The 20,204-nt window shown below is 68.4% G+C and carries 19 protein-coding genes and 1 tRNA gene; 7 read left to right on the top strand and 13 right to left on the bottom strand.

Annotated features, from left to right (window positions below; translation table 11 throughout):
• Nucleotides 1–31: 31 nt before the first annotated feature.
• Nucleotides 32–901 carry an NTP transferase domain-containing protein gene (locus RS84_RS19630; protein ID WP_082062227.1) on the bottom strand — a complete coding sequence of 290 codons (870 nt, stop codon included), beginning with the start codon at nucleotides 899–901 and terminating at the stop codon, nucleotides 32–34.
• A complete protein-coding gene (gene glp, locus RS84_RS15900) occupies nucleotides 898–2,142 on the bottom strand; it encodes a gephyrin-like molybdotransferase Glp (protein WP_235281508.1) in 1,245 nt (414 codons plus the stop codon). Before glp ends, RS84_RS19630 begins: the two co-directional genes overlap by 4 nt.
• Before the next feature lie 101 nt (nucleotides 2,143–2,243).
• On the opposite strand from glp, the gene fdhD reads away from it, so the two are divergent.
• Nucleotides 2,244–3,131 carry a formate dehydrogenase accessory sulfurtransferase FdhD gene (fdhD, locus tag RS84_RS15895; protein ID WP_045259251.1) on the top strand — a complete coding sequence of 296 codons (888 nt, stop codon included), beginning with the start codon at nucleotides 2,244–2,246 and terminating at the stop codon, nucleotides 3,129–3,131.
• Complete coding sequence (locus RS84_RS15890) at nucleotides 3,121–5,463, top strand: FdhF/YdeP family oxidoreductase (RefSeq protein ID WP_045258737.1); 2,343 nt, start codon at nucleotides 3,121–3,123, stop codon at nucleotides 5,461–5,463. Before fdhD ends, RS84_RS15890 begins: the two co-directional genes overlap by 11 nt.
• Nucleotides 5,464–5,478: 15 nt before the next feature.
• On the opposite strand, the gene RS84_RS15885 is transcribed toward RS84_RS15890, so the two are convergent.
• Nucleotides 5,479–6,318, bottom strand: a complete 840-nt coding sequence (locus tag RS84_RS15885) for a hypothetical protein (protein WP_045258736.1) — start codon at nucleotides 6,316–6,318, stop codon at nucleotides 5,479–5,481.
• 81 nt (nucleotides 6,319–6,399) lie between these two features.
• On the opposite strand from RS84_RS15885, the gene RS84_RS15880 reads away from it, so the two are divergent.
• The 3 genes from RS84_RS15880 (at nucleotide 6,400) to RS84_RS15870 (ending at nucleotide 9,234) form a co-directional block, all read left to right on the top strand.
• Nucleotides 6,400–7,641 (top strand): MFS transporter, encoded by a 1,242-nt coding sequence (locus RS84_RS15880; RefSeq protein WP_045258735.1) that lies wholly within the window; start codon nucleotides 6,400–6,402, stop codon nucleotides 7,639–7,641.
• A 59-nt stretch (nucleotides 7,642–7,700) separates the two neighbouring features.
• Complete coding sequence (locus RS84_RS15875) at nucleotides 7,701–8,195, top strand: hypothetical protein (protein WP_045258734.1); 495 nt, start codon at nucleotides 7,701–7,703, stop codon at nucleotides 8,193–8,195.
• Between the two features lie 79 nt (nucleotides 8,196–8,274).
• On the top strand, nucleotides 8,275–9,234 hold the full coding sequence (locus RS84_RS15870) for a DNA topoisomerase IB (RefSeq protein WP_045258733.1): 960 nt from the start codon (nucleotides 8,275–8,277) through the stop codon (nucleotides 9,232–9,234).
• Nucleotides 9,235–9,287: 53 nt separating this feature from the next.
• Here RS84_RS15870 and RS84_RS15865 read toward each other — a convergent pair whose 3' ends face one another.
• Both RS84_RS15865 and RS84_RS15860 read right to left on the bottom strand, forming a co-directional pair.
• Nucleotides 9,288–10,145, bottom strand: a complete 858-nt coding sequence (locus tag RS84_RS15865) for a 3-hydroxyacyl-CoA dehydrogenase (protein ID WP_045258732.1) — start codon at nucleotides 10,143–10,145, stop codon at nucleotides 9,288–9,290.
• Nucleotides 10,142–10,606 (bottom strand): MarR family winged helix-turn-helix transcriptional regulator, encoded by a 465-nt coding sequence (locus RS84_RS15860; RefSeq protein WP_045258731.1) that lies wholly within the window; start codon nucleotides 10,604–10,606, stop codon nucleotides 10,142–10,144. The genes RS84_RS15865 and RS84_RS15860 overlap by 4 nt, the downstream gene beginning before the upstream one ends.
• An 80-nt stretch (nucleotides 10,607–10,686) precedes the next feature.
• Here RS84_RS15860 and pepN point away from each other — a divergent pair, with 80 nt between their 5' ends.
• Complete coding sequence (gene pepN / locus RS84_RS15855; RefSeq protein WP_045258730.1) at nucleotides 10,687–13,170, top strand: aminopeptidase N; 2,484 nt, start codon at nucleotides 10,687–10,689, stop codon at nucleotides 13,168–13,170.
• A 26-nt stretch (nucleotides 13,171–13,196) separates the two neighbouring features.
• On the opposite strand, the gene RS84_RS15850 is transcribed toward pepN, so the two are convergent.
• Together RS84_RS15850 and RS84_RS15845 are read right to left on the bottom strand one after the other, a co-directional pair.
• Nucleotides 13,197–14,081, bottom strand: a complete 885-nt coding sequence (locus RS84_RS15850; RefSeq protein ID WP_045258729.1) for an aminoglycoside phosphotransferase family protein — start codon at nucleotides 14,079–14,081, stop codon at nucleotides 13,197–13,199.
• 2 nt (nucleotides 14,082–14,083) lie between these two features.
• Complete coding sequence (locus tag RS84_RS15845; protein WP_045258728.1) at nucleotides 14,084–14,722, bottom strand: MBL fold metallo-hydrolase; 639 nt, start codon at nucleotides 14,720–14,722, stop codon at nucleotides 14,084–14,086.
• A gap of 151 nt (nucleotides 14,723–14,873) precedes the next feature.
• Here RS84_RS15845 and RS84_RS15840 point away from each other — a divergent pair.
• Nucleotides 14,874–14,946, top strand: a tRNA-Glu gene (locus RS84_RS15840).
• A 54-nt stretch (nucleotides 14,947–15,000) separates the two neighbouring features.
• Here RS84_RS15840 and RS84_RS15835 read toward each other — a convergent pair.
• The 6 genes from RS84_RS15835 to RS84_RS15810 all read right to left on the bottom strand — a co-directional run bounded on the left by RS84_RS15835 (nucleotide 15,001) and on the right by RS84_RS15810 (nucleotide 20,134).
• Complete coding sequence (locus RS84_RS15835; protein WP_152641855.1) at nucleotides 15,001–15,366, bottom strand: hypothetical protein; 366 nt, start codon at nucleotides 15,364–15,366, stop codon at nucleotides 15,001–15,003.
• Nucleotides 15,367–15,488: 122 nt separating this feature from the next.
• The gene (locus RS84_RS15830) at nucleotides 15,489–16,364 is read right to left on the bottom strand and encodes a hypothetical protein (protein ID WP_045258726.1); all 876 of its coding nucleotides are present in this window, start codon (nucleotides 16,362–16,364) and stop codon (nucleotides 15,489–15,491) included.
• A complete protein-coding gene (locus RS84_RS15825; protein ID WP_045258725.1) occupies nucleotides 16,361–16,945 on the bottom strand; it encodes an RNA polymerase sigma factor in 585 nt (194 codons plus the stop codon). The genes RS84_RS15830 and RS84_RS15825 overlap by 4 nt, the downstream gene beginning before the upstream one ends.
• A 30-nt stretch (nucleotides 16,946–16,975) precedes the next feature.
• Nucleotides 16,976–18,289 carry an acyltransferase family protein gene (locus RS84_RS15820; protein ID WP_045259250.1) on the bottom strand — a complete coding sequence of 438 codons (1,314 nt, stop codon included), beginning with the start codon at nucleotides 18,287–18,289 and terminating at the stop codon, nucleotides 16,976–16,978.
• Nucleotides 18,290–18,350: 61 nt separating this feature from the next.
• Complete coding sequence (locus tag RS84_RS15815) at nucleotides 18,351–19,586, bottom strand: MFS transporter (RefSeq protein ID WP_045258724.1); 1,236 nt, start codon at nucleotides 19,584–19,586, stop codon at nucleotides 18,351–18,353.
• Nucleotides 19,586–20,134, bottom strand: coding sequence for an ArsR/SmtB family transcription factor (locus RS84_RS15810; RefSeq protein WP_045258723.1), 549 nt, complete (start codon nucleotides 20,132–20,134; stop codon nucleotides 19,586–19,588). The genes RS84_RS15815 and RS84_RS15810 overlap by 1 nt, the downstream gene beginning before the upstream one ends.
• Nucleotides 20,135–20,204: the final 70 nt, after the last annotated feature.

The following is a 20,204-nucleotide window of genomic DNA, read 5'->3' as shown; positions in this document are numbered from 1 at the left end:
TGTCGTTACGGCAGAAGTACCGCCGACGGGGTCAGTCGGCGGAGCCGCGGGCTGCGATCAAGGCTCGGACTGCCGCGACAGCCTCGTCCACCGTGCTCCCGCGTCCGACTGCGAGGCCGATGAGGAATGTGGTGACCGGCCCCGCGGGGCGCACCACCTCGTGTGCGATCTCGCGCGTGACATCCAGCAGCAGGCCGGTCGGAACCTCGCCGGGATCCACTCCGAGCTCCGTAGCTGCCCCGAGCACCCAGGTCTCGAGGTCTGAGGGGGACTCTGTCATGGTGTCGTCCTTCTGGTCGGTCGTCGGCTCCGCGGTCGTCGGATGCGCTCTTCGATACTCCTCGATCGCCTCCCATGTGTCGAGATCTGCTGCGGCGTCGCCGACGGGAACGGTCCGCAGCCTCACATGGGAGAGCAGCTCACGCATCGAGACTCCGTCTGCGTCGCCCACCGCGCGGGCGGCGCGACGCAGCGCGGCGAGGCGGTAGCGTCCCGCAAGCCACTGCGTGCGCCCTGCGGCATCGGTCGCCACGATGCCGTCGACGTCGGCAGGGAGCGGCTCCGCGTCGAGCAATCGCACGAGACGCACCGCGTCCGGGAGATCGGCCGCGAGCACCAGCACCTCTTCAGCGGCGACATCAGGCTCGAGAGCGTTCAGCCCCGCGATCAGCGCAGCCGCGGGCCCGCCGAAGGGCGGCTCCTCGCGCGTCCAGCTGATGCGCTCGTCGTCGATCTCGAAGGGGCCGCCGACGAGCACGACCGGTCGGCGCGCGGCTGCGGCGTCCAGAGCGTGCTCGATGAGCCGACGCCCGGCCACCGGCACCATCGGCTTGTCCGCGCCGCCGAGGCGTCGTGCGCGGCCCCCGGCGACGATGATCGCCGGGCCAGCGCCGGCGATCATAGGAGCATCACCGACACACGGTCGCCCTCGGCCACGGCGGCCACCTCAGCCGGGATGATCGCGAGGGCGTCGGCGAGGGCGAGGGACGAGATCGGATGGAAGCCGTTGCCCTCGGTGGCTGGACGCACATCCTCCCCGTCGAGAACCACGGGGATGACCTGCGTCTTGCCCGCGCGCACTCGCCACGACCCCTTCGCGGACGCCGTCATCCGCCGCCGTTCTCTGTCGCGGAATCCCGCGAGCGCACGCAGTGCGGGGCGCGCGAAGATCTCGAACGACACGGCCATGCCGAGCGGGGAACCGGGCAGGCAGAAGATGAGCGTCCCCTCGTGCACGCCGAAACCCTGCGGCTTGCCCGGCTGCATCGACACACTGTCGAAGCGGATGCGGTATTCCGGCGCCAGTACCGCTTTGACGACATCGAAAGACCCGACGCTGGCACCGCCGGTGAGGACGACGACGTCGGAGGCCGGAAGCACATCAGTCAGCGCGGCACGCAGGACGTCCGGATCGTCGGGAACCGAATGCACGGCCGCGACGGCCCCGCCCGCGGCGGAGATCCCGGCCGCGAGGAGGACCGAGTTCGACTCGGGGATCTGTCCGCGCCGCGGAGTCGAGGCCGGCTGCACGAGTTCGCTTCCGGTGGAGATCACGGCGACGCGCGGGACCGAGCCCGCGATCACCTCGTCGTACCCGCACGACGCGATCGCCGCGAGCTGCCACGAGCGGAGTTCGGCGCCGGCCGGGACGACGATCTCTCCCGCCCTGCGGTCCTCGCCGGCACGCCGGATATGCGCTCCCGGCTCAGGGGCGGTCAGCACGGTGATGCGCGGGGGAGCGTCCTGCCGCACCGCCGTCCCGAGATCGGTGTGCTCGAGCGGCACCACGGCATCCGCAGCGGTCGGTACGGGGGCACCGGTCATGACCCGAGCCGCCTCACCCGGGCCCAGCGCGGGATCCTCTGAGGAGCCGGCCGGCAGGTCGGCGACCACTCTGAGCACGGCGCCGGCGACGGCATCCGCCATCCGCACCGCATAGCCGTCCATCGCCGAGCAATCGAACAGCGGGAGCGGCCAGCGACTGCGCACATCTGCGGCGAGTGCCCGGCCGAGCGCAGCCGAGAGCGGGATGCGTTCGACGGGGAGCGGCGTCACCGCATCGAGGATCCGCAGACGATGCTCGTCGATCGTGATCATGCGCGCGGAGGCCGGGAGACGGGTGCCGAGGACGACATGGGTCAACGCTATCCGCTCGCGCGCACGGAGTACGCCGTCCGCCCGGAGTATGTCGACAGGCACCGGGAATCGTGACGAACACGGCGGGCACGAGTAGGGTCGGCATCGTGGGCAGGATCACGACGCGACGACCGGTACTCCGCATCGCCGCGGGACAGAGTTCCGATCGGCGTGCCGACACGCTCGCGGTCGAGGAGCCGCTCGAGATCCGGATCGGCGGCGCGCCGCTGGCGGTGACGATGCGCACGCCGGGCCACGATGTCGAGCTCGCGGCAGGATTTCTCGTCTCCGAGGGGATGATCGGCGGCGCAGGCGAGTTCCGCTCGGCCATCCACTGCGGCGGACCGGGCAGCGGAGGAGATGAGAACACCTACAACGTGCTCGATGTGACCCTCGGCGAGGGAGCGCGGATGCCGACGGCGGATGACGCCCGGCGGTTCTACACGACCAGCTCCTGCGGCGTGTGCGGCAAGGCCAGTATCGATGCGGTCTCGACGGTCTCGCGCTTCGACGTCGCAGGCGACCCGCTCGAGATCGACGATCGCTGGATCACCGCGCTGCCCGACCGGCTGCGCGCCGGACAGGAGGCGTTCCGGAAGACCGGTGGCCTTCATGCTGCGGCGCTCTTCGACGGCAGCACGGGGGAGATGCTCGTGCTGCGCGAGGACGTGGGGCGGCACAACGCCGTCGACAAGGCCGTCGGCTGGGCTCTGCTGAGCGGACGACTTCCTCTGGGCGGGACGGTTCTGCAGGTCTCCGGCAGGGCGAGCTTCGAGCTCGTGCAGAAAGCGGTCATGGCGGGTATCCCCGTGCTCTCCGCGGTGTCGGCCCCTTCGTCGTTGGCGGTCGAGCTCGCGGAGAGCTCTGGGCTCACCCTCGCGGGTTTCGTACGAGGGCAGACGATGAACGTCTACGCACACGCACAGCGGATCAGGATCACGCGGAGCTCAGTGAGGTCCGCAGCCGACGAGGAGGCGATGATCGATGAGCACTGAGGAACAGGGGCGGCAGGGACTGGCGTTCGGGTTGCTCCCGGCAGAGCCGCGTCAGGGCGGCTACGGGCCGCGAACCGATCGCCCCTGGTCGCGCAAGCCGTACCGCCATCCCGCCGCGGGATGGGGTGCTGCGGCATCCGTCGGCCGGGTGGTGCTGCGCGAGCGCGAACTCGTCGCCGGTCCGCTCGCGATGCTGAAGATGAACCACCCGATCTCGGGCTACGACTGCCCCGGCTGCGCCTGGCCCGACGACCTCGGCAACCTCAAGCTCGACATCTGCGAGAACGGCGTCAAGCACGTCACGTGGGAGATGACACGCAAGCGGGTCGACCGGGCGTTCTTCTCGGCGCACACCGTGTCCGAGCTCGCGGACTGGACGGATTTCGATCTCGAGGATCAGGGCCGTCTGACCGAGCCCATGACCTACGACTCCGAGACCGATCGCTACGTGCCGATCTCCTGGGACGACGCGTTCGCTCTGATCGGCGACGAGCTGCGGGGACTTGCCAGCCCCGACGAGGCCGCCTTCTACACATCGGGAAGGCTCAGCAACGAGGCGACCTTCCTCTATCAGCTGATGGTGCGCGAGTACGGGACGAACAACCTCCCCGACTGCTCCAACATGTGCCACGAGGCGTCGGGGCGCGCGCTGAACGCCTCTATCGCCACCGGCAAGGGGACGGTCGACCTGCACGACTGGGAGCAGTGCGACGCACTGTTCGTGCTCGGCGTGAATGCGGCATCCAACGCCCCTCGCATGCTGACAGCGCTTTCGGATGCCGTTCGCCGGGGCGCGCAGGTCGTCCACGTGAACCCTTTGATCGAGGCCGCGGCCACCCGCACGATCGTCCCGCATGAGTTCGTCGACATGGCTCGCTTCAAGAGCACGGATACCGGCACGATGAACCTGCAGGTGCGCCCTGGTGGGGATCTGGCGCTCATCCGCGGCATGGCCAAGGTCGTGTTCGAGAGGGCGCAGACCGATCCGGGTGCTCTCGACAGCGCTTTCCTCGATCGGTACACGAACGGGTTCGACGACTACCGGATGCTGGTCGAGGCGACCCAGTGGCCCGACCTCGTCCGCCAGTCGGGACTGTCCGAGGCCCGGATCCGCGCCGCTGCAGAGATCTACCTCGCCTCCGAACGCACCGTCATCAGCTGGTGCCTGGGCGTGAGCCAGCACGAGCACGGCGTCGACACGGTCCGTGAGATCGTGAACCTGCTGCTGCTCCGCGGCAACATCGGCCGCCCGGGAGCGGGGCCCTCGCCGATCCGCGGCCACAGCAACGTGCAGGGCAACCGCACGTGCGGCATCGACCACCGGCCGCCGGCCTGGACCGACCGCCTCGCCGAGGTGTGTGAGATCGAGCCGCCCCGCCATCCGGGGCTCGACACCGTCAAGACGATCCGGGCCATGAACGACGGATCCGTGAAGGTGTTCGTCGGGATGGGCGGGAACTTCGTGCTGGCCGCACCCGATACCGCCTTCACAGCCGAGGGTCTGCGTCGCTGCCGGCTCACCGTGCAGGTGAGCACGAAACTGAACCGCAGTCATCTGGTGCACGGCGAGAAGGCGCTGATCCTGCCGTGCCTCGGCCGCACCGAGCGGGATGAGCAGACTGGCGGGCTGCAGGGCGTGACGGTCGAGGATGCGATGAGCATGGTCCATCTGTCGATCGGGCGCAAGCAACCGGCATCCGCTCACCTGCTCTCGGAGCCCGCGATCATCGCGGGCATGGCCAAGGCGACGCTGCCGGACACGCGCACCCCGTGGGACGCGTACATCGCCGACTACGACCGCATCCGCGATGTGATGGCCCGGGTGCTCCCCGGCTTCGAGGGATTCAACGAGCTGGTCCGCGAACCGCACGGATTCCGGATTCCGCAGGGGGCCCGTGAGAGGGAATTCGGCACCGCGTCCGGCCGGGCCGAGTTCTCGCACGCACCGCTGCCCGATGTGATCCCGGCCGACTCCGAGACGCTCGTCCTCCAGACGGTCCGCTCGCACGACCAGTGGAACACGACCATCTACTCCAACGACGACCGCTATCGCGGGGTGAAGAACATCCGCGAGCTCATCTTCATGCACGCCGACGACATGCGGGTCCGCGGCATCGCGGACGGCGACATGGTCGACATCGTGTCGACGTCGAAAGACGGCTCCACTCGCTCGCTGCGCGCGTTCCGCGCGGTGACCTACGATCTGCCCCGCGGAAGCGCTGCGGGCTACATGCCCGAGATGAACGTGCTGATCGGCCACCGCGACTACAGCGAGCAGAGCGACCAGCCGCTCATGAAGAGCCTGCGGGTGACGGTGCGGCCGTCTCGGTGAGAGAAGCTCGATCCCTCAGCCGGAGGTCGTGCTTGCACTGGTGCCGCACTCGCCGATGAAGCCGAGGTAGCACACGGCCTCATGCGTCTGCGCCGGTGTGTAGTCGTCGTTCGAGACCTCGCGTGTCGCGCGCTCGGCGGTCTGATGCAGGCCGCCGTAGCCGCCGAGCGTCTCGACGTAGTAGCCGTCTCCGTCCTGCGCCTTCATCTGCTCGATCATGTCGGCATAGTCCGTGCAGACGGCCGAGCCGTTCTCGGTGAGGCTGACTCCGCTGCACGCCGCGTTGTACGAAGCCACATAGAGGTTGGTGCAGTCGGTCCAGTCCTCGTTCACCCAGCACGGGTTGATCTCGTCCATGGTGACGTCGTACAGGCCGGTGTCGTACTCCTCCGTGTGGAACGTCTCCGGGTGCTCCGGCACGTCGATGGCCGTCCAATGGCGCGCGGTCGTGAAGGCGAAGACCACGGTTCCGATCACGGCGAGGACCAGCACGAGCACGATGGACAGGATGACCCACAGGACGGTGTGCTTCTTCTTCGGAGCGGCTGCCGTCGCGGCGTCCGCCGCGAAGCCCGGATACACCGCGGTCGCCGTCGCGAAGGCGGCGGTCTCGGCGGGCTGCCCGCCGGTACCGGAGATCGCGGCCGTGCCCGGGTACGGTGCGGGGGCGACCACGTACTCGGCAGGGGGAACGGATGCCGCCTGGGTCGAGAGCCAGTACGAGTACCAGGCCTGGGCGGTCGCGGGCTCTGCGTGGACGGCGCGCGCCTCGGCGTCGGTCAGATGGATGCCCATCGCGCTGCGCTGATCGGAGTTCAGCAAGAAGTTCGAGAACTCCTCGAATGATGTGGCCATACTGAGGATGATTCCAGACGAGCGGGCTCGGGGAAAGCGAGCGATGTCGGCGGCATCCGGGAGAATGCTCTGGTGGTCGGGATGAGAAGCTTCTGGAACGCGCTGCCCTCTGAAGGGCGCTGGCTGCTGTCGACGGTGGCGGTGCAGACGCTCGGACGAGGCATGACGCTGCCGTTCACGATCATCTACCTGCATGAGGTGCGCGGATTCGACCTCGGATTCTCCGGCGCTCTCATGAGCCTCATCGCGATCACGGGGCTCGTCGTCACCGGACCCGGCGGCACCCTCATCGATCGCCTGGGCGCCAGGCGCGTCCTGATCGCCGGGCTGATCGCGATGATCGCGGGATGCGCACTGCTCGCCTTCGCCACGCATCCGCTGGTGGCGACGATCGCGGTCATGCTGATCGGCGTGAACTTCGGGGTCTCATGGCCCGGGTTCAACGCTCTGATCGCCACAGTGGTCGACGGCGAGGTGCGCCAGCAGTACTTCGGGATCAACTTCGCACTGGTCAACCTCGGCATCGGCGTCGGGGGCGTCATCGGCGGGTTCTTCGTGAACGTCGACGAGCCCGCCACGTTCACGGCGATCTTCCTGATCGACGCCATCACCTGCCTGGTGCCCCTCGGCCTGCTGCTGGGACCGCTCCGGCACGTGCGGACGCAGCCGGCGGCAGACGACACTGCAGAAGAGCACGGCGGATACCGCGAGATCCTGCGCCGGCCCGCGGTGCTCTGGATCACCGCGCTCACCTTCCTCTCCGTGTTCATCGGCTATGGCCAGATGGAAGCCGGATTCCCTGCGTTCGCGCGCCAGGTCGCAGAGGTGTCCACCCGGGTCGTCGGCATCTCGTTCGCGGTGAACACCGCGGTGATCGTGCTGTTGCAGTTCGCGGTGCTGAAGCTCATCAGCGGGCGGCGGCGCACCCGGGTCATGCAGGTCATGGCGCTGATCTGGGCGGCCTCCTGGGTTCTGCTCGGCGGTGCCGGACTCCTCCCGGGAACTCTCGCCGCCGCGGTCGGAGTCATCGCCTACATGGGCGTTTTCGCCTTCGGCGAGACCATGCTGCAGCCGACGGTGCCGGCGATCTACAACGACCTCGCGAGCGACCGCACTCGCGGGCGCTACAACGCGATCAACTCCGCGGCGTTCCAGGGCGGTGCGATCACCGGTCCCCTCGTGGCAGGTGTCATGCTGGGCGAGGGGCGCAGCGGCTGGTTCATCGGCGCGATGGTCGCGGGCGCCGTCCTGGTCTGCGTGCTCGCCTTCGTGCTCGAGCGCGTGCTCGCTCCCGCAGCCAACGGCGTGGCCGTCGAGGTCTGAGCGAGCATCTCCATCGTTCGGATGAGAGACGAGGCCGCACCGCCGCCTAGGCTTCGATCATGCCCCTCGAATCCATGTTCCTCCGCCTTGACCGCATCGCCGGCGGGCGTCAGGCAGGTTACGCGATCGACGAGGCGTCACGACGGCATCCGAAGACGGTCCGCGCGTTCACCTGGATCATCTGGCTTCTCGTCGCCGAACTGGCGCTCGGCGCGGGCGCTGTGGTCGTCGCCCTCGTGCTGGCGGTCGGCGGCGACGCGGTGCCGTTCAGCGTGTGGATGCGCACAGTTGTCGTGCTCGGCATGACGGCGACGCTGTTCTACTTCGCCTGGCGCGCATCGCTGGGCTGGCGGTGGGCGTACCTGAGGCTCCGGCTCTTCGCGCAGATCTTCCCCGTCATCACTCTCGTGCTCGCCGCGATCCCTGGGCTGTATCCCGTGTGGATGGTGACCGAGCAGATCGTGTTCAGTCTCATCATGATCGGCATCGCCGATTTCCTCACCAGCGATCACATGCGCGCGACGTTCGCGGCACCGCCGCGAACACAGCCATAGCAGGTGGTGCTCCGGCGCGCCACGCCCTCCATCCCTGCAGGCCGATGAGGCAGAGTCGTCGACGAGCAGAGGAGAGCTGATGGCGAGTCTGGTGAGGGTGATCCCGGGGGAGGACCTCGGCTTCCGCCGGGTGCGCTCGGGTTCCGGTTTCCGTTATGTCGATGCGGACGGCACGCCGGTCTCCGCAGCGGATCGGGAGCGGATCCAGGACCTCGTGATCCCTCCTCGATGGACCGACGTCTGGATCGCTGCCGACCCGCTGGCGCACATCCAGGCCGTCGGCACGGACGACGCCGGTCGCCGACAGTATCTGTATCACCCGCTCTGGCGAGCGGGCAGGGATCGCCGGAAGTTCTCCCGCGCTCTGCGCCTGGCGGAAGCGCTGCCGTCGGCGCGGCGCCGCGTGACGAAGGCGCTGCGTGGCGAGGGGCTCACCAGGGAGCGCGCACTCGCGCTTGCGTTCAGGCTGCTCGACGATGCGGCGCTGCGCGTGGGCTCGGAGCGCTACCTCGTCCGCCACGGAAGCCGCGGTCTGACGACCCTGCAGCGACGAGACGTCCGGGTCGACGGCTCGTCCGTGTCGATGAACTTCCCCGCGAAGAGCGGGAAGACGGCATCGATCGAGGTGACCGATGACGTCCTCGCCGACGCCGTCTCCGATTTCGCCGTCGGCTCGCCACGGGCGTCGCTGCTCGCATATCGGAAGGGAAGGCGGCGGGTCCGCATCACGCCTGCCGAGGTGAACGCCTACCTGAAGGAGCTGACCGGAGCGTCGTACTCGGCGAAGGACTTCCGCACGCTGCACGGCACGATCCTGGCCGCCGATGCCCTCGCTCGCATCGGGTCGCTGGATTCACGACAGGACCGACGGCGCGCCGAGCGACTGGCGGTGCAGGCCGCGGCATCCGCACTCGGCAACACCACCGCGGTCGCGCGGGGGAGTTACATCGACCCTCGCGTGTTCCGTGAGTACGCGCGCGGCAGGACGCTGGATCTCACGGTGGCGCCGGAGACCGCCATCCGACGGCTGCTGGGGTGACACGGGCCGGCCACCGCGAAGCGGTGACCGGCTCTGCGGGGCGAGAAGCCGACTCAGCTCTCGCGCGGGTAGGAGTAGAAGCCCTCGCCTGTGGCGACCCCCAGCTTGCCCTTGTCGATGTACTGCTCCTTGAGCAGATCGGCGAACTTCTGCTGCTTCTCGTCGCCCATGCGCGAGATGTTGTACGCGGTCGTGAGACCGACGATGTCGTAGATCTCGAACGGGCCCTTCGGCGCGCCGGTGCCGATGCGCCAGGTGGCATCGATGGCGGGGGGATCGGCGATGCCATCGACCAGAAGCTCGGCACCGGCCTGGAGGAACGGGACGAGCAGCGAATTCAGCAGGTAACCCGCCTTCTCCTTCTTGATCTCGATCGGAACCATTCCGATCTGGGCCGCGAACTCGACGACCTCGGCGTAGACGGCCGGATCCGTGGCCGGTGTCCCCATGACCTCGGCGGTGTTGTGCGACCAGATCTCGTTCGCGAAGTGCAGAGCGAGGAAGCGGTCGGGGCGACCGGTGGCATCGACGATGTCACTGGGGAGGAGCGTCGACGAGTTCGTCGCGAAGATGGTCTTGGCCGGAGCCACCTCTGCGAGGGTGCGGTAGATGCCCTGTTTGAGCTCGAGGTTCTCGGGCACCGCCTCGATGATCAGGTTGGCGTCGGCTGCGGCGACGGCGAGGTCGTGCGTGAGCCGGATGCGGCTGATCGCCGTGTCCGCGCCGCCGTCAGCAGCTCCGGCGACACCGTCGGCGACGTATCGGGCCGCGAGACCCTGGAACCGCTCGGCAGCGCGGTCCAGCGCCGCCTGGTCGATGTCGTACGCGACGACGTCGAATCCGTGGAAGGCGGTCTGGAACGCGATCTGCGATCCGAGGACGCCGGTGCCGAGAACGGTGATGTTCTTCATTTCTCTTCCTTCTGTGATGACCTTGTGGGTCGGGTTCCTTCTCCGCCGCCGCGGTCGAAGCGGTCGAGGTCGTTGGCAAACCGGGCGACCTCGGCATCCGTCCACTCGGCGAGATGGTCTTGGATCACGCCCTGCAGGGCGTGCAGAGTTCCGCGATATGCGTCCCGCCCGGAAGGTGTGAGCTCGAGGGGCCTCCCGCGGCCGGGCGCCTCCGGGGTCTCGCGCACGATGCCGAGTGCGATGAGCGCACCCAGCTGGCGGGACACGGTTGACCGGTTGAGGCGGAACATCCTCGCGATGTCGATCGAGCGGATACCAGGCTGTTCCGCGATCGCCATGACGATCGACTGATCAGTGATCGACAGAGGCGCGTCGCCGAACCGCGCGTCGGCGAGACCGCGACGTGTGATCGCGAGGAGCGATCGGAGGACGGTCTCGCTGTCGGTGCGGCGTGTGCTCATGATCCACCTTCTGTTGCTTTTAGCAACACTACGCCTGAATGTTGCTCTAGGCAACACAAGCGAGGTGACAGGATGGATGCATGGACACAGCCAATCTCACGCGCGAGGAGACCGCGGCGCGATCCGCGGCGGTCACCGTTCGCAGCATCCGCGTCGAACTCGATCTCACCGGGGCGCCGGAGCGTGCTCGCAGCGGGTTCCCCACCACGACCACCCTCGAGTTCGAATCGACCGTGTCCGAGACCTGGCTGGACTTCATCGGGGAGTCGGTCGAGAGCGTCGCCATCAACGGCGAAGAGGTTCCCGTCGTCTACGACGGCGCTCGGATCGCGCTGTCAGGCCTGGGTCGGTCCAATGTGGTGGTCGTCACGGGTATCGGCGCGTACAGCCGATCGGGGGAGGGCATGCACCGCTTCCACGATCCGGCGGATGACGAGACGTACCTCTACACGCAGTACGAACCCGCCGACTCGCGTCGGGTCATGGCGTGCTTCGAGCAGCCTGACATGAAGGCCTCGTACACGTTCACCGTCGACGCTCCGGCCGGCTGGCAGGTGCTCTCCAACCAGTCCGCGGTGAAGGTCGACGAGGGCGTCGGGGTGCAACGGGTCGAGTTCGCGCCGACGCTTCCGATCTCGAGCTACATCACTGCAGTCGCCGCCGGCCCGTACTCGCGTATCCAGGGCATCTGGGAACGCGATGATCAGCGCATCGAGCTGGGCGTCTTCGCGAGGCGATCGCTCGCGCAGCACCTCGAGGCCGAGGAGATCCTCGAGATCACGCGGCAGGGACTCGAGTTCTTCACCGACGCGTTCGCGTACCCGTACCCCTGGGGCAAGTACGACCAGATCTTCGTCCCCGAGTACAACCTCGGCGCCATGGAGAACCCGGGGCTGGTGACCTTCACCGAGTCCTATCTCTCGCGCGGAGCGGCGACGGATGCCCAGCGCGCAGCCCGTGCGAACACGATCCTGCACGAGATGGCGCACATGTGGTTCGGCGACCTCGTCACCATGAAGTGGTGGGACGACCTGTGGCTCAAGGAGTCGTTCGCCGACTACATGGGGGCACATGCCTCCGCCGCAGCGACGCGCTTCCGCGACGCCTGGGTGAAGTTCGCCGCGAGCCGCAAGGCCTGGGCGTACAAGCAGGATCAGCTCCCGACCACGCACCCGATCGTGGCCGACATCACCGATCTCGAGGCGGCGAAGCTCAACTTCGACGGGATCACCTACGCCAAGGGCGCTGCCGTGCTGAAGCAGCTGGTCGCCTTCGTCGGAGACGACGCGTTCTTCGAGGGGGCGCGCAGATACTTCGCGGCGAACGCATTCGGCAACACGACACTCGACGACTTCCTCGTGCAGCTCAGCGAGGTGTCGGGCAGGGATATGAGCGGCTGGTCGCAGGCATGGCTGCAGACGTCGGGGATGTCGACCCTGCGGCTCGAAGACCGCAGGGTCCTCGTGCAGAGCGACCCGCGCCCGCATCGGCTGCGCATCGGCCTGTACGACTGGAGCGATGGGCGTCTCCTGCGTCAGTCGCAGGTGGCCCTCGACATCACCGGGGAGCGCACGGAGGTGGAGCTGCCAGAGGCCGCCCTCGTGCTGCTGAACGACGATGACCTCACGTACGCGAAGGTGCGGCTCGACGCGGGTTCGCTCGAGACCGTCGCAGCGTCCCTCTCATCGATCGACGACGCGCTGGCGCGTGCGCTCGTGTGGTCGTCGCTGTGGAACTCGACCCGCGACGGGGAGCTCGACGCCGTCCGTTTCCTGGAGATCGTCCAGGCGCACGCGCCGGCCGAGTCGAACATCGGTCTCCTGGTCGACGTTCTGGGCAATGCGGCGTTCGCCTTGCGCCATTTCATCGTCTCCGACGCTCAGGGCGCGGCACAGCGTGCATGGCTCGACACAGCCTGGAATGCGCTTCAGGCCGCCTCCGCCGGGAGCGACGCGCAGCTGTCGTGGGCTCGGGCAGTGGCGACGGCATCCGCGTTCGACGATGCGCGCCATGACGAGATCAGAGCCATGCTCGACGGTGAGGCCCCTGACGGCCTGACGGTCGACCCGGACCTGCGGTGGCAGCTGCTCACCGCTCTCGTGACGACGGGGCATGCGTCGATGGAGGACATCTCCGCCGAGGCGCTGCGCGATGACACGGGAAGCGGACGGACAGCCGCGCGGAGGGCCGCGGCGTCGAGACCGCTCGCGGCGGTGCGCGCCGAGGCGTGGGACTCCGCATGGAATGACATCGCGCTCAGCAACGATCACCTCGATGCCTCGATCGCGGGATTCCGTGCGGGCGGTCGCCGCGATCTGATCGAGGGCTTCGATGAGGAGTACTTCGAGCGGATCGCCGAGGCCTGGCGCACGCGCAGCATCGAGCTCGCGCAGCGACTGGTCGTGGGGCTGTTCCCGGCGGCGGAGTCGCTCGAGCCCGTCGACGCCTGGCTGGAGACCCATGCGGATGCTCCCGCCGCGCTGAGGCGCATCGTCATCGAGCAGCGCGATCAGCTCGCCAGGGATCTGCGGGTTCGCAGCGCGGCCGGCGCCTCGGATCGGTGACCGTCACCGTGGGGTGAGGGTGCGGATCACGCCGTCGAGAGGGCGAGTTCCGCTGCCGTGCTGACGCCGATCTCGCGATACTCCGCACGATCGTCGCTCTGTGTCAGGAAGACGAGGGTGAGGTACGCAGCCCAGCCGCGTGCGCGCGTCCACGTGGCGTCGTCGTAGCGGTCGCCGGCGGCACCGCGGAAGGCTGCCCGGCCCGCGGAGTCGAAGAGCAGCCACTGGGCCGCCAGATCGTATGCGGGGTCGCCTGCCGTGACGTCGCCGAAGTCGATGAGGGCTGCGAGGCGCGTATCGCGCACCAGGATGTTACCCGGGTGCACGTCGCCGTGGATCCACACGCGCTCTTCCGCGAGGGGAGCGGCGAGCCCGGCATCCCACGCTTCACGGAGAGCGCGCATCTCGGGCGTCAGCCCGAGTCGCTCCTGCATCACGTCGTCGCGTGTGCGGAGCGGGTTGCCGCGAAAGGGGTTCGGCGGCGCGTCGATGGGCGCGGGGCGGTGGATGGCATGCAGCGCGACGGCGAGGTCAGGGGCCCAGACGCCGTTCGCCTCTCGAGGCCGGCCGAGCGGGCGTTCGCCCGCGATCCAGGGCACGACCGACCAATGCCAGGGGAAGCTCCGCGTGGGCGCTCCGTGCACGGTCGGCACGGGGGAGAGGATGCCGTGCTCGGTGAGCCAGGGCCCGAGGACCGCCAGAGCGCGCTGCTCGTGCCGGACAAGAGGCGCCGCCACGGCGCGCCGGGGAATGCGTACGGCCAGATCGGCGCCGAGCCGCCAGATCGCATTGTCCCAGCCCTCGGCGACGAGGCGCAGCGGGAGGTGTTCGAGCTCAGGCGCCGCGGTGCGCAGCAGAGACCGCACATCGGGCTCGGTGAGCGGATGCTCGCCGACGGGGGAATCCGCCACGCTCAGATATCGAGCGATTCGCCCGGCTCGAGCACGAAGAACTCGCCGCCGTTCTGCTCCGTCGCCCATTGCAGGCGCTGTCGGTGCATGTTCTTGCCCGCGATCGACAGCGTCATGTCGTGCGTGCCGAAGGCGCGCTGCGGCTTGACCTCGAGGACGTAGTCCATCGCATCGCCGACCTTCAGCCAGGGAGCGCCCAGCGGTGCGGCGAGCGTGCCGACCTCGACGCCTGCGGGCACGGTGTAGGAGTCGCCCGGATAGTAGAACTCGTCGTTCACGAGGACGCCCACGTTCTCGACCACGGGGAGCGAAGAGTGGATGACGGCGTGGAGACCCCCGAAGAAGCGCAGGGCGAAGGCGCCGGCCTGCACGGTGTCGCCGGGGGCGACGACCGTGATCTCGTAGCCTTCCGCGGCACGCGCGACGCCGGAAGGAGCGAAGATCGGCGTGCCCGGAGCGGCGCGCAGGATACGGTCGAGATGCTCAGGCGTCCAGTGGTCGGGGTGCTCATGCGTGATGACGACCGCGACGAGGCCGCTGAGGTCGTCGATCGGCGAGGTGAACGACCCAGGGTCGATCAGCAGGGTGTCGCCGCTTTCATCGATGCGGAGAGCGGCATGTTCGAATTTCGTGACGCGCATGGAGAGAGTCAACTCCTGATTCCGGCGCGGGGCAAACCCCTGCGCTGCGCCACGCCCGAGATCCGGTCCGCCCCGCCTCGATTTGGTCAGGCGCGAAAACGCATGTCATACTTTATGAGTTGTCGCGGAACGGAAACGCTCTGCAAGACCTGGCCCCATCGTATAGCGGCCTAGTACGCCGCCCTCTCACGGCGGTAACGCGGGTTCGAATCCCGCTGGGGTCACACAACACACGAAAGCCCTCGGTTCGCCGAGGGCTTTCGTCGTATCCGGGGGTGTCATCCGCGCTCGGCGTCCCACTCGACGACGACGGTGTCGAAGCGGAACGGTCCGGGGCACTGCCCGAAGACGCCTTCCGGCTCCATCAGGATCGGAATCTCGAACGTGTCATCGACGACCACTCCTGTCGCCGTGCTGGCGACGATCCGGAGAGAGCGGATCTCTCCGCCCGGGATGCTGTCTGACGGGATGTAGGGCGTCTCTTGAAGCACCTCCCATTCGTCCGCGCGACCAGCGGTGACGGGGGCAGGCTCGCATCCGTCGCCGAAGCAGGACTCGACCTCCGAAGCGGGAGGCAGCGTCGGGTCGAACTCCACGACCGCCGGACCGCCGTAACTGTAACCCACAGCGGGACAGGCGTTCATGGAGCATCCAGATACCGACAACACCGCGGCGAGTGTCAGAAGGGGAGTGCCCCACCGCACCAGCCGTCGTCGGTCCATGTGGACACGTTAGCGCGCGGCTCGGCCACGCATCCCGATGTCGATCACCCGATGTGGAACGTGCCGATCTGCGTGATCCCATCGCTCTCGAAGACCGGGATGTCCCAGCCGTGCGGATGCTCCTTCTGCCGCTCTTCCTGCCAGGCGAGCGCTTCCTCGGGAGTGGACGGCTGCTCCTCGTGCTCCGGACTGAAAGCGGCGAGCTCCCCGGACCGCGCGTATCCCTGTACTCGTTCACCCTCCGGCGATGTTCCGCTGACCAGAATCAGATCCGGCACTCCATCCGGTCCGCCCTCCACGCCGAAGGTCTGGCCGGCGGCGTTGCGCTGCAGATGTGTCGGTGTCATGTTGACGTACTGGAACGAGACGGTCGCGGTCAGACCGTTGGTCGGAGTGATGAAGAACGTGTCTGTGGTCTCATCCAGGGGGAAGTCGTACCAGCTCGTGTCGCCGGATCGACCGATGTCGCCTGCCGCGAACGAGGCGCTGGGGTTGTTGCCGCCCGCATCCGTTCCCCAACTGACCGAGCCGGGAGTCAGCGCGGCGATAGTGACACGGACGTGAGTCACCCCCTCTGGCCTCTTCTCGATCGGATGCTCGGTCGGCGCGGTCACGGTGAGCACCGTCGGCGCACCGATGAGTGAGATCACCGGCGCCCCGGGGATGGTGCCAGCCGGGGCCTGCACCGCGTCGGGAAGATCGGGACGAGGCTGTCCGCTCGGCTGGGCGATCACCGGCGTGATGAAGCCGCGCGTCGCCGCAAACGCTGCCGTCGAGGCGCCCGCCCCGGTGAGGATGCCGACCAGCAGCAGGCCGACGACGAGACCCGGCTGCGTTCGCTGCTGCCGTGATGGGGTCGCCGTCTCGATGAGCAGCTGTCGGATCGCATCCGATCGTCCCTTGTCGAACTGCACGTTCACGTGATCTCTCCTTCCAGGATCGGCGCGGAGTCGGCGACTCTCGCCGGCTCCGCCGCGTCGGACATGCGTCGTCTGAGCCTGGACAGACGCATCTTCGCCGCCGACTCCCCGATGCCCAAGGCCTGTGAAGCCTCGCGGACGGTCAGCCCGTCAAGTGCGGTGAGCTCCAGCAGTGCCCGATCCACGGGGCGAGCGACCCTCAGAACCTCGCGCACCGCCTGCGCCCGAGGGGTCGAGTCCGGCACCAGATCGGCCGGGTCCGGCGCGTGGGCCGCGATAGGCAGCCGTGCGAGCAGCGCGTGGTACCGGCGTCTTGCACGTGCGGCGTTGCGGTGCACATTGTGCGCGGTGACGAGCAGCCAGGGAAGTAGCGAGGCATCGACGAACCGCACGTGGAGGCGCCTGCGCCACAGCTCGAGGAAGGTCATCGCCGACAGATCCTCGGCATCTGCCTGCACGCTGCCGAGCGAGATCAGTGAGCGGAGCACCCGATCGCGATGGCGGTCCCAGATCACCCCGAATGCGCGGGCGTCGCCGTCCAGCATCCGCCGCCAGATCTCCTCGTCGCTCCGTTTCTCCATATCAGGGAATGTCCGATGGGACCGAGAAGGTCACACCTTCTTCGATCCGGTCAGCCACAGGGCAGCCACGGTGCAGGCGAGCGCGACTGCTGCGAGTGGGAAGTCCAGCCCGTACGCGGTGATCGCGATCACCGGTGCGATGAAGAGGAAGACCGCGACGGTGGTCGCGCCGGAGGCAGGGAATCGCCGGAGACCGGGCGCCGGCGCGCTCTCGTAGCGCACCAGCCAGAGCGACAGCACCCACACCGCAGCGAGGACGATCAGGAGGAAGAGCGGCCTCGTCCACCACCATGCGGCACCGCCCGGTGTCGGCATCGGGATGGGCAGAGCCAGCTCTATTCCGATGAGGATCATGATCACCGGCAGGTGCCACAGGTAGATCGTCATCAGCCGAGAGCCGATCGCGAACACCGCGCCCTGCGCGGCTCGGGTGCGCATGATCGCGGCGAGGGGACGGTGCAGCAGGGTGAGAGCGGATGCCTGCACCACCGCGAGCACGGCCATGGTCGCCGTGGGCGGCCACTGGTTGCCGAGCATGCTCCACGAATAGCCGCCCAGGGAGACCAAGCCCCACAGTGCCATATAGCCAACCACGACGAGCCCGAGCAGCTGCGGCCAGGTTCGCCTCGCGAACCAGCCGTCGAAGAGGAAGAAGCCGACCTGCTGCGCGAACAGCCACACGAACGCGATGTTCGGGATGCCGAAAAGATCCTGCCCGATGCCGTACCCGGTCGGAGGCACGGGCTCGATCCCGAGCACGTGGCCAACGAAGAGGAAGCGGAAGGCATCGACGACGAGTGCCGCGGCGAACAGCGCGAGCAGCACCCGGCCTCGGTGGTTCTCGTGCAGGCGCATCATCGTCGGCGCAGCGGCCTGCACGATCATGTATGCCGCGAGGAACCACAGCGGCGATCCCACGCCGATCGCGACCGTGTCGACGAACGCGGGGTCGAGACCGATGAGACGGCAGACGCCGAGGGCGACGGCGAAGAACGCGAAGAGCGGCACGGCCGGGCGCGCGAGGCGTGCGAGGCGCACGCGCACGAACGAGTCGGCCGTGTCTCCGCGAGCCACCGCCGATCGCCAGCCCGCGCGAGCAGCGAAGCCGCCCACGACGAAGAACAGGGGCATGATGTTGGCGATCCAGGACGCTGCGGTGAACCACGACTGCGATTCCACGGTGCGTTCGATGATCAGCGATCCGTCGGCGCCTCGGCCGACGCCCGTGAACAGGATGTGCACGAAGACGACGAGGACAACGCAGCCGACTCTGGCGAGATCCAGGGTCAGGTCGCGCCCGGCGAGCGCGGAGCGGGGCTGTGAAGAGGTGGCGGCGCTGCTCATGGCGATCACTCTAGTGACGGCCTCCGCGCGCTCCGGGTCCACGCCGATGAGACGAGGGTGATCACGTACTGCGCAGCGTCATGGTCCGGAAGACCCGGTTGCTCAGAGGCAGCACCATCAGAAGCATCATCGCGCCGCCGAACACCGTGAACGGAACCCAGAGCACGGTCGCGCCGGCCAGGGCGCCGAACCCGGCCATCGCGAGCGGCATCAGGCAGTCGTCGCCGAGGCGGGTGAGAGAACCCATGCGCCCGAGGTACGCGGTGTCGACCGTAGCGGAGAACGTGGCGGACAGGAGCACCGAGGCGAACCCCGCCGTGCAGCCGATCACGAAGGCAGCGGCGCCGACGGTCCAGACCGGTCCGACGCCGAGAGCGATGATCGCCGCGCCCTGGACGACGAGCGCCCAGAAGCCTCCGAGCGCCTCGCGACGGGGCCGCCAGCGCGCCACGCACACCGCGCCGAGCGCGGCGCCGAGGCCGAGCAGCGCCTCGAAGACTCCCACGGCCTGCGCACCCCAGCCCTCGTCGTGGGCGCGCAGGGCGAGTCCGATGCCCACGGCGGGTCCGACTGCGAGGTTCAGTCCCGACAGGGCGATCACGAGCGTCCTCGTCGTCGGGGCTTCTCGGAGATGCGCGAACCCGCGGCCGATGCCGCGCAGTGCGGATTCTCGTGGCGCTCGGGCCAGAAGGAACCGAGGGCGCAGCCACATCGCGATGAACGCCACGACGACGAGGAACGTCAGAGCGTTCACGGACGCGCCGCCGCTCAACCCGAGATGAGCCACGAGCACTCCGCCCGCTGCCGCGCCGGCCATCGTCCCCAGACGCGAAGCGGTCTGCGCGACGGCGCCGTAGGAGGGAAGATCCGATGCTCTCACCAGCTGCCGCGCGATCGTGCCCGCAGACGGTTCATAGAAGGCGTCGCACACCCCGAACGCGATGGCGGCCACGATCAGGATCGTCACACTCGGGGTGGTCGCGAGCACCCACAGCGCGACGCCGATCAGCACGCCGATGCGCAGAACGTTGAACAGCAGCATGACGCGTCGTGGATCGGCCCGATCGGCGATCACGCCGCCCCACAGCAGCACGATCGCGCGGGGAACCGTGCCAGCGGCGACGATGAGCCCGGCGACCGCGGGGGAGGCGATCTGCACGGCCGTCCAGGCCAGAGCGATCGTCCACAGCGCATCGCCCGCGTCCGACAGCGCCTTGACGGTGATCCAGGCGTGCACCCGCACATCCCGCCGGAAGACCGGCGGCTCGGTGATCAGGACGGGGCCGGTGACCGTCATCACGGCTCCGAAGGGAACGCGTGGGCGAAGAAGAAGATCGGTGCGCGCTCCTGACCGTCTTCGGTGTCGATCGAATCGGACCACTCCCGAAGCGTCGTGAGCAGACGCGCGGAAAGGTCGCGCAGCTCCTCGGGAGATGCCCAGCCGGCGGTCTCGGTGTTGAACGCGTCGTAATCGGCATACGGAGATCCACTGCCACGGCGGTGCCAGCGCTGCAGCCGCTCGATCTGCATGCGGATGCCCTGGCGCTGGGCCTCCCGCGCGAGCAGCGCGTCGGCGGGGGAATCGGCGAAGTCGTCCGTCGACCAGGTCATGCCCCGACGTGCCAGGCGCCACCAGCTGGTACGCCGGTCGCCGCTCGGATCCTCGACCCGCTCGACGACGCCGGGCCGCTCGAGCATCCGCAGGTGATGGCTGATGCTGCCGACCTGACTGTCCAATGCGCGCGCCAGCGCACCGACCTGCGTCGCCCCGTACAGGTGCAGATAGTCGACGATGCGTCGCCGCAGCGGGTGATGGATCGCGGTGATCACGGTGATGTCTTCCACCCGATCAACGCTAGGAGCGATCGGATGCATCGACAAGAGTTCTTGTATACCGCGGAAAATCAAGGGAAGA

It is taken from the genome of Microbacterium hydrocarbonoxydans (genome assembly GCF_000956475.1).
In the GTDB taxonomy this organism is placed as follows: Bacteria; Actinomycetota; Actinomycetes; order Actinomycetales; family Microbacteriaceae; genus Microbacterium; species Microbacterium hydrocarbonoxydans_A.
This window is presented reverse-complemented; position numbering and strand designations above follow the sequence as displayed.